A 14,044-nucleotide genomic window follows, 5' to 3' on the forward strand; every position below is an offset into this window, starting at 1 on the left:
GACCGCCGGAGCGAGGCCGAGTACACCGAGTACACCGAGCAGCACGCAGGCTCCGGACGCCGAGGGCGGTCCGGAGCCTGCGTGGTCACCGGCGTCGCAGCGACGGGTCGAGCAGCGCGGGCGGGGTGTCGTTCTTCTCGTGCGCGGCCAGGTCGGTGCCGGGGGCGACGATCTCGTCGATCGCGTCGAGTACGTCGGCAGGCAACACGGTGTCGGCGGCGGCGAGTTGCGAGTGCAGGTGCTCCGGCGTGCGGGGGCCGATGAGCGCGCCGGTCACGGCGGGGTGCGCGGTCACGAACCCGAGTGCGAGCTGGATCATGGTGAGGCCGGCCTCGTCGGCGACCTTGGCCAGTCGCTCGACGGCGTCGAGCCTGGCGCGGTTGGCGGGGATGGTGGTGTCGAAGCGCTGCGGCATGAACGCGGCGCGGTTGCCCGCGAGTTCCCGGCCCTCGCGGATCGCTCCGGACAGCCAGCCCGAGGCGAGCGGGCTCCACACCAGCACACCGAGTCCGTACTGTTCGGCTACCGGCAGGACGTGGGCCTCGATGCCGCGCTGCAGGATCGAGTAGCTGGGCTGCTCGGTGACGTAGCGGCTCAGGTGGTGCTCGCGGGCCGCCCACTGGGCCTGCACGATGCGGTAGGCGGGGAAGGTCGAGGAGCCGAAGTAGCGGATCTTGCCCGCGCGCTGTAGGTCGGTCAGGGCCGACAGGGTCTCCTCGTCGCCGGTACGGGGGTCCCATCGGTGGATCTGGTAGAGATCGATGTGGTCGACACCGAGCCGGCGCAGGCTGTCGTCCAGTGCGGTGACCAGCCGGCGGCGCGAGGCGCCCCGGTGGTTGCGCTCGTCGCCCATGGGCAGGCCCGCCTTCGTGGCGAGCACGAGGTCGTCGCGGCGGCCTGCGATGGCCTTGCCGACCATCTCCTCCGACTCGCCGCCGCTGTACACGTCGGCGGTGTCGATCAGATTGATCCCGGCCTCGAGGGCGGTGTCGACGATGGTGGTGACCTCGTCCTGGGTGGTGCGCCCGATCCTGCCGAAGTTCATCGCGCCGAGCGCGAGGGCGCTGACCTGCACACCGGTACGGCCCAAGGTGCGGTACTGCATGACGTGTCTCCTCGTCGCGGGTGGAACGTGCCGACGATGCGCGGCCCGGGTGTCGGGCCCGCGCTCGGCATCACGAGCAAAACGGAACCCCGTTCCGATAACGATACGGAACGCGGTTCCGCTTTGGCAAGTGCGCAAACGGCGGAGGAAGCGCGTGAACGACGGCCGGGCGGCGAGGGCCTACGGCCCGGCCCGAGCGCAACTCGGGCGCGGAGCCGAAACCTCCGCGTCGACGCGGGGAGCGGTCCTCGGCCGCGACGCACGACGACCGGCCGAAATCGTCATGCAGGTCCGCGCGTGCCGCACCGCCGGCCGTGACCCGCGTGTCCGTGATCAGTTGCCGTGCGGGTCGGGCGACCAGATCCAGTCGCGTACTTCGGGCATGTCCTCGCCGTGTTCGAGGATCCAGGCGCGGTGTCGGGTTCGGGCGTCGAGCATGCTCTGGCGCACCGTCGCGGCGCGCGTACCCAGACCGGGGACGCGGTCGATGACGTCGATCACGCGCTGGTAGCGGTCCATGTCGTTGAGCACGACCATGTCGAATGGGGTCGTCGTGGTGCCGTACTCCTTGTATCCGCGCACGTGCAGGTGGTCGTGGTTGTGCCGGCGGTAGGCGAGGCGGTGGATCAGCCACGGGTAGCCGTGGTAGGCGAAGATCACCGGGACGTCGGTGCCGAACAGCGCGTCGTACTCGGTGTCGGGCATGCCGTGCGGGTGCTCGCTCTCGGGGAGCAGCCGCATCAGGTCGACCACGTTGACCACGCGCACCCGCAACTCGGGCAGGTGTCGGCGGATCAGGTCGACCGCGGCGAGCGTCTCCAGGGTGGGGACGTCGCCGGCGCAGGCCAGCACCACCTGGGGGCGGCCGTCGTCGTTGGAGGCCCACTCCCACACGCCGGCGCCGCGGGTGCAGTGCAGGACCGCCTCGTCCATGGTGAGCCAGTCGGGGTTGGGGGTCTTGCCGGCGACGATGACGTTCACCAGGCCGCGACTGCGCAGTGCGTGATCGCCCACCGACAACAGGGTGTTGGTGTCCGGCGGCAGGTAGACGCGGACGACCTCGGGGCGTTTGTTGATGACGTGGTCGACGAAGCCGGGGTCCTGGTGCGAGAAGCCGTTCTGGTCCTGGCGCCACACGTGGGAGGTGAGCAGGTAGTTCAGCGACGCGATCGGGGGCCGCCAGTCGATCTCGCGCGAGGCGTGCAGCCACTTGGCGTGCTGGTTGAACATCGAGGACACGATGTGCGTGAACGCCTCGTAGCACGAGAAGACGCCGTGGCGCCCGGTCAGCAGGTAGCCCTCCAGCATGCCCTGGCAGGTGTGTTCGGAGAGGATTTCCACGACCCGGCCGTCCGGGGCCAGATGGGTGTCCAGATCGGTGATCGGCTCCTGCCATGCCTTGGCGGTCGCGCCGTAGACCGCGCCGAGCCGGTTCGACTCGGTCTCGTCGGGGCCGAACAGCCGGAAGTCGCGGCGGGACGCGGTGCGGGCGAAGACCTCGCGCAGGTATTCGCCGAGCGCGCGGGTGGGTTCGGAGGAGGACGCGCCGGGCTCGGTGACCTTGACCGCGAAGGAATGCGGGTCGGGCAGCGGCAGATCCCGCAGTACGGTGCCCCCGTTGGCCTCGGGAACGGCCCCCAGGCGGGTGTCGCCGGTGGGCACGTTGGCGAGCACGATCGGGGTGGGCCGGCCGCCCTGGTCGAAGAGTTCGTCCGGGCGGTAGGAGCGCATCCACGTTTCCAGCAGGGCCAGGTGTTCCGGGTTCTCGCGCACGCCGGCGAGCGGGACCTGATGCGAGCGCCAGGTGCCCTCGACCGGCACGTCGTCCACGGTGTGTGGTCCGGTCCAGCCCTTGGGGGTGCGCAGCACGATCATCGGCCACCTCGGGCGCCCCTGCGCGGTCGCCTTGAACTCGGCGATCTCCTCCAGCGATTCCTCCAGCGCGGCGGCGAACGCCGCGTGGACGCGGGCGGGTTCGTCGCCTTCGACGTGGATGGGGCGCCAGCCGTACCCGGTGAGCAGCGCGTCGAGTTCCTCGCGCGGCATGCGGGCGAGGAGAGTGGGGTTGGCGATCTTCCAGCCGTTCAGGTGCAGGATCGGCAACACCGCGCCGTCGGTGCGCGGGCTGAGGAACTTGTTGCCGTGCCAGGACGCGGCGAGCGGCCCGGTCTCGGCCTCGCCGTCGCCGATCACGCAGGCGACGACCAGGTCGGGGTTGTCGAACGCGGCGCCGAACGCGTGCGAGAGGCTGTAGCCGAGTTCGCCGCCCTCGTGGATCGAGCCGGGCACGCCGGGTGCGATGTGGCTGGGCACGCCGCCCGGATAGGAGAACTGGCGGAACAGCGCGACCATGCCCGCGGCGTCACGGGAGACGTTCGGGTAGCGCTCGCCGTAGGTGCCGTCCAGCCACGACGCGGCGAGGGCGGAGGGGCCGCCGTGACCGGGGCCGGTGACGTGCAGGGCGTGCGTACCGCGTTCGCGGATCACCCGGTTCAGGTGCGCGTAGATCAGGTTCAGGCCGGGGGAGGTGCCCCAGTGTCCGAGCAGGCGCGGTTTGATGTGCTCGGGGCGCAGCGGTTCGGTCAGGAGCGGATTGCCGCTCAGGTAGATCTGTCCCACCGCGAGATAGTTCGCCGCCCGCCACCAGGCATCCACCGTCGTCAGGTCGGGACCTTCGGGAATCGCCATCGTCATCGGTCTTCCTCTCGTGGGTCGCCGGAACTCCGCTCGTTCCCACACTCACGTCCTTCACGCGCACGGTGAAGGGCCGAACGGCCCTATGGGACCGGGCCATCGGGGGACGCCGTCGGCGGTGCGGGAACCCGACCCGCCACGGGCCGCACCCGCGCTTCGTCCGCCTCACCGGCGAAGCCATGGGCGGTTTCGTGAGTTCCGCGCGGCAGGCCTTCCGATGCGACCGGGAAGCCCTGGACTTGGCGATCGGCAGCCATCGACGCACGCTCGTGCCGCGACACGGCAAGCCCGTACCGCCACCGGAACACGTGGACGCCACCGGAACAGGCCGGCGGTGTCGGGGTCGCCGCGGCGGTACCTGCGGACCCGGGGCGGGCCGCAGCGACCGGTGGCAGGGTCGGAGGCTCGGGATCGTGGTCGCCGGATCGACGGACCGGCGAAGCCCGTCCACGCCGCTCCGGTAACATCATCCGACTCACGACGGTCACACCGAGCGCCTCCCCTCACCGGAAATCCATGCAAACCGGCGCAAAAGGTGATCATTTACTAAAATCCAACAAAGCGGCCAAGCAATTGATATCCATAACAGTGCGAACCCTTTCGCGAATAAGTCGCAGCACCACGACCGCCGTGCGGCGTCGGTCGCGGGCGATTCTGTGGGCCGCAGGAGGTGTGGCAGCCCTCGCATTTCTGGTCACCCTGGAGATCGTCGCGCGTCACCACGGCCAACCCGGGCCGATCACCAATCAGGCGCGAGAGGTGATACTCGCTCCCAGTTCGGGACCGCTGCTCTATGCCGGCCTGGCGTTGACGATGGTGGTGCTCACCTGGCGACAACGGTTCATCGCGGCCGGTGTCGCGATCGGCATCGACGTCGTTTTCTGGCCGGTGCGGTGGGTGCTCGACGCCAGGATGAACTTCGGCAACGGCGCATTGTGGGTGATCCTGGGCTGTGCGGTCATCGCCGTCACGCGCCGCACCGGCCGGGAACGCGTCCTGCTGCTGAAGGGCGCCGGGCTGGGACTGCTGCTGGTGGCAGGCCACAAGACGGGCGACACCTGGCTGCACATCACGTCGATGACCCGCCCGGACGTGCTCGACCAGTACGTGGCGACCGCCGATCACGCACTGGGTGACCCGTCGTGGCTGGCCGGCCGAGCGGTCGAGGCCACCGGCCCGATCGGCGCCCACGTCCTCGGCGGCATCTACGGCCAACTCCCGCTGGCGGCGGCCATCATCGCGCTGTACCAACTACGCCACGTGGCGGTCCAGCGCCGCTTCCCGGGCCATCACCTGGTGCGCACCTTTCTGGTCATCGGCCTGCTCGGACCGAGCATCTACATGATCTTCCCGGTGGTCGGACCGGTCTTCGCCTATGGCGCGGACGGCGGGCACTGGGCGGTGGCCAACCTGTGGCCGAACACCGCGGTGCCGATCGGCACCCCACGCCCGATCCGGTTCGACGAGATCACCCCCCGCAACTGCATGCCCAGCCTGCACACGGCGTGGGCCACCACGATCTTCGTCCACTCCCGCAGCGGCTCGTGGTTCTTCCGCTTCGCCGGAACGTTCTGGCTGATCGGCACGCTCGCGGCCACGCTGGGATTCGGCTACCACTACGGCGTGGATCTCGTGGCCGGCGTGGTGTTCGCGCTCACGATCGAGGCGGCCATGCGCGCGTTCGACCGCGGCTGGGACCGGCGCGGAGTCCTGCTGGTCACCTACGGCGCGGCGGTCTTCGCCGTGCTCCTGGTGTCGTACCGCTATCTGCCGGTGGAGATGGCCGAACATCCGTGGGTATTCGGGCCACTGCTCATTCTGGCCATGACCTCGGTCATCCACTGTTACATACGAACCACCAGACTGTGGAACCCGAACACCGCACCGGCAAAGCGCCCCGAACCCCAACTGCTCCTCCCGGCGTGACAGCCGAACGCCGGGCACCGTGCGCCCAGGACGACGAAGCCGGTGCCGCTCTCTCGAAGCGGCACCGGCTTTCGTGTCCAGGTGACGGGGACATCGGTGTGCGTTTTGCCGAGTACGCGCGGCTGCCCGTCGCGAAGGGTTCGGCCGCGGTCGACGCGCCCGAGCAACACCCTGCTCTCCTGGTGTCCTGGTGTCCTGGTGGGCGCAGTCGCCACAAACCGTCAACTGCGGTCACATCACGTAGCCGAACCGGAAGGTGAAATCGGATGCTGAACTACGGTCTCGACGTGTCCGGCCTGGAACGCGACGTTGTTCTGCCCGACTTGGTGGCCGAAGGGGATGAACTCGACGCCCTGGTGTCGGCGCGGACCGACTGGACCAGGCCCACCCCGGCGGCGGGATGGACGATCGCGCACCAGATCGCCCATCTTGCTTCCGCCGATGCGAACGTTCTCGTTGCCATACGGACCCCGGAGGCGTTCGACGACGTACTGAAGCAGGCGGAGGCCGCGGGCAGCCGACACGCCGATCTCGATGCCGCGGCGGGAGCAGCCAAACCGCGATCGGTACTGCTGGAACAATGGCGGGCCGGTCGGACCGAGGTGGCGGCGGCGCTGCGTGACGCACGTCCGGACGACGGGTTTCCCTGGTACGGCTCGCAGGTGAGCGCAACGCTCGTGGCGCCGCTTCGACTCATGGAGGTGTGGGCCCACGGGCAGGACGTTTTCGATGCACTGGGTGTCGCACGTCGTCCGACGGCTCGACTCCGGCATGTGGCCTCCTTGGGAGTGATCGGACGAGAGTTGTCGTTCCATGCCGCCCAACTGCCTCTTCCCGCAGAGCCGTTCCGCGTCGAGTTGACCGCTCCCGACGGCGGGATCTGGGCCTGGGGCCCAGAGCATGCGACGCAACGCGTACAGGGCAGCGCCCTCGACTTCTGCCTTCGCGTCACCCAACGCAGGTCCCGAGCCGAGACCGATCTCACGGCGGTCGGTGCGGACGCGGGGGCGTGGCTGGACAACGCACGCGTTTTCCTCTGAAAAGGTCGGTGGCGAACCGGCCCGAGTGCCGGGGGCCGGCGCGGGCCCGGCGCCGTGGCGGCGGGCCCCGTACGGCGGTCCGCGAACGCCTCACCCCCCGTCACTCGGCCTGATCGAGGTCGACTGCCTCAATCTGTTCAGCGAGGACGGCCGACAGCGCCTGCTCTGGTTCACCGCCGCAGTCGGCACCGACAGCGCCGACCTCCTCGACCCGCTCGCCGTCCTCGGCACCCAAGACGTCGCCCGCCCGATCCGCCGACCTTCCCCCGGCGCAGCCGCGGGCCGTGGGCCCGGACCGATCCCGGCGGGCCCGTCCACGAACTCGGCGCCTCGGACGCCCGCGTCGACCGGCAGGCGGCCGGCCGGTCCTCAGTCACCGCCCGGGTTCGCCGGCCCGTCGCGGAGTACGCCGCGCACCGTGTCGAGCGGTACGCCCGGATCGAACTCCGGCATCCACCAGGTCGCGCCGGCCGCGGCGTACGGCAGTGGGTCGGCGTCGAAGGGCAGGCCGACGGCGATCTCGTACGGTCCGCTCGCGCCCGGTCGGAGCTCGGCGAGGGTGGCGACGACCTCGGCGAGTCGGTCCGGGTGCTCTAGACCGACCGGGAAGAAGCCGTCGAGCCGGGCGGCCCGGCGGATCGGCTTGAGGTTGCCCGGGAACCCGGCGGCCCACACCGGCACACCGGGCCGCTGAATCGGCCGCGGAAGGAACGTGATGTCGTCGACCGTGTAGTGCTCACCGCGATGGCGCACCGGCTCGCCGGACCAGGCGGCGGCCAGGATCGCCAAAGACTCGTCGAGCATCCGCCCGCGCCGCCGGTCGTCGATCTGCTCGCCGGTCTTGGACAGCTCACCGCCGAACCGGTCGCTGCCGAGGCCGACGCCGAGGGTGAGGCGGCCGTTGCTGAGCCGATCCAGAGTCGCCGTCTCCCGCGCGACCTTGGCCGGCCGTCGACGGGCAAGCGGCGACACCATCGGGCCGAGCCGCAGCCGCTCGGTCGCGGTCGCGATCGCCGTCAGCGTGATCCACGGGTCGGCGACCTGTCGGACCGGCGCCTGCCAGCACAGGTGATCCCACACGAAGCAGCCGTCCCAGCCGGCTTCCTCCGCTTCGGCGGCGAGGCGCGCGACCACGCGCGGATCGGCGAGGTCGTCGAAGAGCGGCAGCCAGAGTGCGGACCGTAGCCGGTTCACCGGCGGTCTCCTTCCGTGAGCGGCGTCCGGACGGATGTGAAGTCGTGGCACACCGGGACCGGGACCGGGACCGACGCGAAGTCGTCCCACATCGGCACCGGGACCGATGCGAAGTCGTCCCACATCGGCACCGGGGTCGCCGTGAAGTCGCCCCTCACCGGCACTCGCGACGACGTGCGGTCGTCGTACCTCCGGCTCGGCAGGTCGATTCCGGTGAGTTCCTCCCGCGGCGTCACGTCGTCGGCCGGGCTTCGGAGATCGAGAGGATTGCCGGAATCGCGATGTCCCAGAGCTCCGGCGGCGGCATCTGGTGCCCCATGCCACTGAGCGGGACGAGCCGTGCTCCCGGGATTTCCCGAGCCAGTGCCTCGCCGTGCCCGTACGGGAACAGTGGGTCCGCGGTGCCGTGCAACACCAGCGTGGGCGCCGTGATCTCGCCGAGGCGGTCGCGGACGGGCTCGCCGCCGTCGAGCCGCCAGTGGTTCTGTGCCGACGCCAGGGCCGGGCTGCGGTCCCAGGCGCGGCCGACGACGCGGCGTACCCGCTCCTCGTCGACGGGGATGGTGCCCGCGAAGGTGCGCTCGCCGGCGGTGTAGTAGGCGATGACCGCCTCGCGGTCGGACCAGTCGGGCGCCTCGTCGCCACCCTCGGCGAACTGCTCCGCCAACTCCTTGCTCATCGGCGGCAGGTCGGGGTGGGCGGGCCCACCGGGCCCGCCCGGGCTGGTGGCGACGAGCGTCAGGGACGCGACCCGCTCGGGGTGGTGCACGGCCAGATGCTGGGCGATGTCGCCGCCCATGGAGACACCGACGATGTGGGCGGACGCGATGCCGAGTGCGTCGAGCAGGCCGACGGCGTCGTCGAGCAGGGCGTCGCTTCCGTAGGGCGGCTCGCCGGGCGGGAAGGTCGTGGAGCGGCCGGTGTCCCGGGTGTCGTACCGGATGACGTGCCGCCCGCCGGCGGCGAGGCCCGCGCAGAACTCGTCGTCCCACCAGTCCATCGACGCCTCGGCGCCGCCGATGAGCAGCAGCGCGGGGGCGGCCGGGTCGCCGAAGGTCTGGGCGCAGAGCTCGACGCCGTCGACCCGGAGAAGTTGCTCGTCGTGTGCTTGCGAAGAAGTCATGTCCGGAACGCTAGAGCCCGTGACTACATCGTGAAAAGCGATGAATTCCGATCGATTCGATTGCCTGTGCCAATGGTCGTCGTTACGCTGGCATGCGTGATCGATGTCGAGTTGCGCCACCTGGCGGCGATGGTCGCCATTGCCGAGGAGGGCTCGTTCGGTCGGGCGGCCGTCCGTCTCGGGTACACCCAGTCGACGGTGAGCCAACGGATCGCCGCGTTGGAGAGGTCCGTCGGCGGTCCGGTGTTCGAACGGCCGGGCGGTCCCAAGCCGGTACGGCTGACCCCGCTCGGCTCCGTGGTCCTGGGCCAGGGCCGCGAACTGCTGGCGAAGGCGGAGGCGTTGGCCCACGCCGTGGATCGGTTCAAGGCCGGAGACGGCCGGATCGACATCGGCACGTTCCAGAGCGTGTCCACCGTGATCCTGCCGTCGGTCGTGAGCCGCCTGCGAGCCGAGCACCCCGGCTGCGACATCAGGTTGTTCGAGGAGGAGCCGGAGCAGCCGCGGATCGGTGACCTCGACCTGCTGTTCTACGACGGCCGCATCGACGGCGACGTCGAGCACCTCAAGCTGCTCGACGATCCGTACCTGCTGGTGGCAGGCGCCGGCGCCTTCCCCGACGGTCCGGTGCCGCTGGAACGACTCGACGGTGCACCGATGGTGGCCTGGCCGCTGACCTGCGACCAGCCCTCGATGGAACAGGCGATCGCCCGCAGCGGCGCCCGCCCGCAGGTGGTGTTCCGCACCGCGGTCAACGATGCCCTGTTGTCGATGGTGCGAGCGGGCATGGGATCGGCGGTGCTGCCCTGGCTGGCCATCACCGGTCCCGGCGTCCCCACCGACGACAGGTTCCGCGTGCACGAGCTACGCCCATCCCTGCCCGCACGGGAGATCCACCTGCACTGGCGGGCCGGGCGTACCCACTCGCCACTCGCCGCCCGGGCGATCGAGATCGCCGTCGAGGTCGTGGCCGAACTCGCACCGCCGCCGGTCGGTGCCTGACGCGCGGAAGGTCGCTCGCGCCGAGAGGTCACTTGCGCGGAAGCTCACTCGCGCTCACTTGCGCGAAGGTCGCTCGCGCTCACTTGCGCGGAAGGTCGCTCGCGCCGGAGGTCTTGTGCCGGGCGCCCGAGCGTCGGTGGGCGTGGATAACATCCCGGGCCATGACCATCAGATTGACCGATGCCGAGATCGATTACCTGGCTTTCCGGTTCGACGTGATGTCCCTGGGAGCGTGGGATCGGAGTGCGGTGGAGGGCGCGATCGACGGTCTGGGGTGGACGTCGCACTCCGAGGAGCGCCACGGGTCGACCTTCGCCGGACCGTTGCCGGGCGGGTGGAGTCACGCCTACCGGGGCCATGTCCTCGGATCGCCGCAGGAGGGCTGCTTCACCTCGTTGGAGTGCGACCTGGCGTGCACCGAGGATGTCGCCGTCCTGGAAGCGGTGTTCACGGCGGCGAGGAAGGCGGTCGAGGCGCGCAGGGGGCCGGCGCCGATTCGACGCGGACCCGGTCCGGTGTTGCGCTGGCGCCGGGAGGACACCCTCATGGAGGTCGAATGGAGCGGCCGGCGGGTGCTGTTGCGGCTGCTCGCGGCGAGGGTGGTCGAAAAGCACGAGTACGAGCTTGCCGGGAGAAATGAACGCGACCAGTGCGTCGCCGAACTCGGGGTGTGGCAGGCGTACATCCTCCGCCACCCGGACATGAAGGGCGCGTTCGCACCCCGCGGGCGTCGGCCCGAGACCTGGGAGGAGCTCGGCCGGTGGCTGAGCGAGACGTTGGCGGCGCTGCTGACCGACCTGGGCCGGCTGGACGAGCAACTGGACCTGGTGATCAGGCCGGCCGACGACGACCAGCGGTTCGTGCAACTCTCCTGCGACGCCGGGGAGTTGCACTTGGACGCGGGCAGCGGGAGGTTCGAGCCGGCGGGGGAGACGCCACCGGGCCGGCTGCCCGGTGCCGGGGTCGGGAGGCGCTACGAAATCCGCATCCCGAACCCCCGACCCGATGACGCCGAGCCCGCCGCCCGGGCGTTGCTGCACGCCCTGCGTGCGCAGAACGTGAACCTGGAGGATCTGGGCCACGAGGCGTGGCTGCGGAGGAGCGACTACGCGACGAACCTGCACGGACTGGGCCTCGTGGAATTCTGACCGGGGGAACGCCCCGTGCCCGGTCGATGCGGGAGCGGGACGCGGGCGGAACGGGCCGAGCCGGTGCGGTGGTCGGGCCTCAGCGGCCGGGAAGTTCGCTGACCAGGGCGGTCATTGCGGCGACCGCCTCCACGTCCGTGAGCCCCTGTCCCTCGCACAACGACCGCCACGTCGGGAAGGCCGCCGCGTGGGCCGCCAGTGCCCGGCGCAGCCGCCGCTCCCGGCGGCCCCGGTCGGCGAAGGCCGACGCCAGTACCTCGACCTGCTGCCGCTCGCCGGCCTGCCGTGCCTCGCGGATCGGCGCCGGTATCGCGTCGAGATCGCGGTGGACCAGTGCGAGCATCCGCGCGCCGGAGCGGTAGAACCGGTACAGGTCCGTCAGGCCCGTCCGCAGTCGCTCGGTGGGGGCGGGGATCAGCGCCCATTGGTCGGGGCGCGGCAGGGGCCGGCGCGCGAGCCAGTCCTGTGAGCAGGCGGCGAACAGTGCCGTGTCGTCGGGGAAGTGCCGGTAGACGGTGAGCCGGGTGACGCCCGCCCGTTCGGCGATCGCGGCGATGCTGGTCGCGGCGGGCCCGACGGTGCCGTGCAGGTGGACGGCGGCGTCGACGATCCGCTGCCGGGTCTCGCCGATCTGTTCGGCGCGGCGGGTCATGGTGTACGACCGCAATTTCGGAGAACGGTCCTGTTCACTCAACTGTTGACACCCCTCGCCCACCGGCGCAGACTCGAATTCGAGAGAACACCAGTGTATCGGTAAATCTCTGAAGGAGGCCGCACCATGAGCGGCATCACGCAGGCACCGCACCTGACCGTCGTCCGACCCGGCGAAGGCGCCGAGGCAGACCTGGGCAGCATCGGCGTGGCCTTCAAACTGTGGGGCCGGGACACCAACGGCAGCGTCTCGATCGTCGAGCACCCGTTCCCGGTCGGCGCGCTCGTCCCGCCGCACCTGCACACCCGCGAGGACGAGTACTCCATCGTGACCGAGGGCGAGATCGGCTTCCGTTCCGGCGACCGCGAGGCCGTCCTGGGCGCGGGCGGCTACATCACCAAGCCGCGCGGCGAACTGCACACCATGTGGAACGCCGGCCGGACCCCCGCCCGAATGATCGAGGTCATCAGCCCGGCCGGGTTCGAGCACTTCTTCCGCGAACTCGCCGATCTGGTCGCCGACGGCCCGCCCGCCCCCGACGCCGTCTTCGCGCTCGGCGCCGGGTACGGCCTCGAGTTCGGCCGCCCCGACTGGCTGCCGGACGTCATCGCCCGCTACGACCTCACTCCGCCACCCGGCGCGTGACCGCCGGCAGGTCGCACGACGGTGCCGAGGAACCGTGCGGCTCGCCGATCACGGGCGCGGGGCGGGGCGGCGCACGCCCGACTCGGAGGTGGCGATGCCCGCGCCCGTGGCAGCGCGTGACATGCTTCGAGACGAGGATTGCCTCCCTCGACAGGGGTCGGGATGGCATCCGTTGGCCGGGAACGAGCGGTCGTCCCCATAGGGTCGGCGGATGGCGAAGTATTTCGATGTGCACCCCGAGAACCCCCAGCAGCGCACCATCGGCAGCGTGGTCGACCTGATCCGCTCCGGATCGCTCGTCGCGTACCCGACGGATTCCTGTTTCGCATTGGGATGCGGATTGGGCAACCGTGACGGCATCGGCCGGATCCGGACGATCCGCAACCTCGACGACCGGCATCATTTCACCCTGGTGTGCGAGAGCTTCGCTCAACTGGGCCGGTTCGTGTACCTGGACAACGACGTGTTCCGTGCCATCAAGGCATCGACGCCGGGTCCCTACACCTTCATCCTCCGCGCGACGTCCGAGGTGCCGAAGCAACTGTTGCACCAGAAGAAGAAGACGGTCGGCGTCCGGATCCCCGATCACGTCGTCACCCGGGCCCTGCTCGCCGAACTCGGTGAGCCGATCCTGTCCAGCACACTGCTCCTGCCCGGCGAGGAGGAGCCGATGACCCAGGGCTGGGAGATCAAGGAACGGCTCGACCACGTGGTGGACGCCGTGGTGGACTCGGGCGACTGCGGCACCCGGCCGACCACGGTCATCGACTTCTCCGGCGACGAGGTCGAGATCGTACGCCGAGGAGCGGGCGACACCGCGCGGTTCGAGTAGCGACCGGATCTCGGGCGAAGACGCCGGCGCCCGGGTCGAGCCGACGACCCGGGCCCGAGCGTCGGCGGCGGGCCCGAACCGGCCCCACCGAACCGGCCGCACCGACCAGTCCGGTCAGCCGGCGCGGCACAACGCCGTCGAAGAGCCCGACCCGGTAGTGCGCGACCCGGGTGTCGTCCGGTTCGAGTCCTCCGGCAGGTCCACGACGAAGTGCCACTGTCCGTCCTGCAGTTCCGTGTACCGCAGGTCCGGCAACGCCGCGTACAGGGCCTTGCGCGCGGCCTGGTTCCCGACCTGGATCTGGGCGTGCAACACGCGCACGCCGGCCGTGCGGGCCGGCGACGCGACTGCCCGGACCAAACGCGTGCCGAGGCCGATTCCCTGGTACCGATCGCAGACCAGGGCGGCGATGTCGGCGTGGCGGGGATCGTTGTTCAGTCCGTACTCGGCCCAGCCCACGATGCGGCCTCCGGTCTCGGCCACGTACGCGTTCCACGTGCGCTGCGCCAGGCCTTCGATGATCCGGGCCCGGTACCAGTCGGGGATCGTGGTGCACGGCACGCCGAACCGCAGGGCGAGCGCGTGTCGTGAGATACCGGCGGCGGCCCGGTCGAGCCTGTCGATGTCGTCCGCTTGCCACGAGCGCAGGTGCACGGTGTCGGACGCGGTCACGGTGGTCACGA

General features: G+C 70.6%; 12 protein-coding genes and 1 pseudogene. 7 read left to right on the top strand and 6 right to left on the bottom strand.

Features of this window, described 5'->3' with window-relative positions; genetic code table 11:
• Positions 1-85: 85 nt before the first annotated feature.
• Positions 86-1,105, bottom strand: a complete 1,020-nt coding sequence (locus tag ACIBM5_RS17975; RefSeq protein WP_396007752.1) for an aldo/keto reductase — start codon at positions 1,103-1,105, stop codon at positions 86-88.
• A 333-nt stretch (positions 1,106-1,438) separates the two neighbouring features.
• Complete coding sequence (locus tag ACIBM5_RS17980; RefSeq protein ID WP_396007753.1) at positions 1,439-3,799, bottom strand: phosphoketolase; 2,361 nt, start codon at positions 3,797-3,799, stop codon at positions 1,439-1,441.
• Positions 3,800-4,450: 651 nt separating this feature from the next.
• On the opposite strand from ACIBM5_RS17980, the gene ACIBM5_RS17985 reads away from it, so the two are divergent.
• The 3 genes and pseudogenes from ACIBM5_RS17985 to ACIBM5_RS17995 all read left to right on the top strand — a co-directional run.
• Entirely contained in the window at positions 4,451-5,725 is a 1,275-nt protein-coding gene (locus tag ACIBM5_RS17985) for a phosphatase PAP2 family protein (protein WP_396007943.1), read from the top strand.
• A 266-nt stretch (positions 5,726-5,991) separates the two neighbouring features.
• The gene (locus tag ACIBM5_RS17990; protein ID WP_396007754.1) at positions 5,992-6,765 is read left to right on the top strand and encodes a TIGR03084 family metal-binding protein; all 774 of its coding nucleotides are present in this window, start codon (positions 5,992-5,994) and stop codon (positions 6,763-6,765) included.
• 97 nt (positions 6,766-6,862) lie between these two features.
• A pseudogene (locus ACIBM5_RS17995) lies at positions 6,863-7,009 on the top strand (transcriptional regulator); the annotation flags it as partial.
• A gap of 125 nt (positions 7,010-7,134) precedes the next feature.
• Here ACIBM5_RS17995 and ACIBM5_RS18000 read toward each other — a convergent pair.
• Both ACIBM5_RS18000 and ACIBM5_RS18005 read right to left on the bottom strand, forming a co-directional pair.
• On the bottom strand, positions 7,135-7,959 hold the full coding sequence (locus tag ACIBM5_RS18000; protein WP_396007755.1) for an LLM class flavin-dependent oxidoreductase: 825 nt from the start codon (positions 7,957-7,959) through the stop codon (positions 7,135-7,137).
• A 232-nt stretch (positions 7,960-8,191) separates the two neighbouring features.
• Positions 8,192-9,082 carry an alpha/beta fold hydrolase gene (locus ACIBM5_RS18005; RefSeq protein ID WP_396007756.1) on the bottom strand — a complete coding sequence of 297 codons (891 nt, stop codon included), beginning with the start codon at positions 9,080-9,082 and terminating at the stop codon, positions 8,192-8,194.
• 72 nt (positions 9,083-9,154) lie between these two features.
• Between ACIBM5_RS18005 and ACIBM5_RS18010 the strand changes: the two genes are divergently transcribed.
• Both ACIBM5_RS18010 and ACIBM5_RS18015 read left to right on the top strand, forming a co-directional pair.
• Positions 9,155-10,084, top strand: coding sequence for a LysR family transcriptional regulator (locus ACIBM5_RS18010; RefSeq protein ID WP_396007757.1), 930 nt, complete (start codon positions 9,155-9,157; stop codon positions 10,082-10,084).
• A 161-nt stretch (positions 10,085-10,245) separates the two neighbouring features.
• Positions 10,246-11,232, top strand: a complete 987-nt coding sequence (locus ACIBM5_RS18015; RefSeq protein ID WP_396007758.1) for a hypothetical protein — start codon at positions 10,246-10,248, stop codon at positions 11,230-11,232.
• 79 nt (positions 11,233-11,311) lie between these two features.
• Here ACIBM5_RS18015 and ACIBM5_RS18020 read toward each other — a convergent pair whose 3' ends face one another.
• The gene (locus ACIBM5_RS18020) at positions 11,312-11,884 is read right to left on the bottom strand and encodes a TetR/AcrR family transcriptional regulator (RefSeq protein WP_396007759.1); all 573 of its coding nucleotides are present in this window, start codon (positions 11,882-11,884) and stop codon (positions 11,312-11,314) included.
• 126 nt (positions 11,885-12,010) lie between these two features.
• On the opposite strand from ACIBM5_RS18020, the gene ACIBM5_RS18025 reads away from it, so the two are divergent.
• Both ACIBM5_RS18025 and ACIBM5_RS18030 read left to right on the top strand, forming a co-directional pair.
• Positions 12,011-12,529, top strand: coding sequence for a cupin domain-containing protein (locus ACIBM5_RS18025; protein ID WP_391583230.1), 519 nt, complete (start codon positions 12,011-12,013; stop codon positions 12,527-12,529).
• Between the two features lie 211 nt (positions 12,530-12,740).
• Positions 12,741-13,361, top strand: a complete 621-nt coding sequence (locus ACIBM5_RS18030) for an L-threonylcarbamoyladenylate synthase (RefSeq protein ID WP_391583229.1) — start codon at positions 12,741-12,743, stop codon at positions 13,359-13,361.
• Positions 13,362-13,475: 114 nt separating this feature from the next.
• Here the strand turns inward: ACIBM5_RS18030 and ACIBM5_RS18035 are convergent, their stop codons facing one another.
• A complete protein-coding gene (locus ACIBM5_RS18035) occupies positions 13,476-14,033 on the bottom strand; it encodes a GNAT family N-acetyltransferase (RefSeq protein WP_396007760.1) in 558 nt (185 codons plus the stop codon).
• Positions 14,034-14,044: the final 11 nt, after the last annotated feature.

Origin of the sequence: Embleya sp. NPDC050493 (assembly GCF_044458105.1) — a bacterium.
Classification (GTDB): Bacteria; Actinomycetota; Actinomycetes; order Streptomycetales; family Streptomycetaceae; genus Embleya.

What these genes read in the sequence shown, in the direction of transcription:
- ACIBM5_RS18005 (WP_396007756.1), bottom strand. Translation starts at nt 9,082, where the DNA reads ATGACTTCTTCGCAAGCACACGACGAGCAACTTCTCCGGGTCGACGGC.
- ACIBM5_RS18010 (WP_396007757.1), top strand. Translation starts at nt 9,155, where the DNA reads ATGGTCGTCGTTACGCTGGCATGCGTGATCGATGTCGAGTTGCGCCAC.
- ACIBM5_RS18015 (WP_396007758.1), top strand. Translation starts at nt 10,246, where the DNA reads ATGACCATCAGATTGACCGATGCCGAGATCGATTACCTGGCTTTCCGG.
- ACIBM5_RS17975 (WP_396007752.1), bottom strand. Translation starts at nt 1,105, where the DNA reads ATGCAGTACCGCACCTTGGGCCGTACCGGTGTGCAGGTCAGCGCCCTC.
- ACIBM5_RS17980 (WP_396007753.1), bottom strand. Translation starts at nt 3,799, where the DNA reads ATGACGATGGCGATTCCCGAAGGTCCCGACCTGACGACGGTGGATGCC.
- ACIBM5_RS18030 (WP_391583229.1), top strand. Translation starts at nt 12,741, where the DNA reads ATGGCGAAGTATTTCGATGTGCACCCCGAGAACCCCCAGCAGCGCACC.
- ACIBM5_RS18020 (WP_396007759.1), bottom strand. Translation starts at nt 11,884, where the DNA reads ATGACCCGCCGCGCCGAACAGATCGGCGAGACCCGGCAGCGGATCGTC.
- ACIBM5_RS17990 (WP_396007754.1), top strand. Translation starts at nt 5,992, where the DNA reads ATGCTGAACTACGGTCTCGACGTGTCCGGCCTGGAACGCGACGTTGTT.
- ACIBM5_RS18025 (WP_391583230.1), top strand. Translation starts at nt 12,011, where the DNA reads ATGAGCGGCATCACGCAGGCACCGCACCTGACCGTCGTCCGACCCGGC.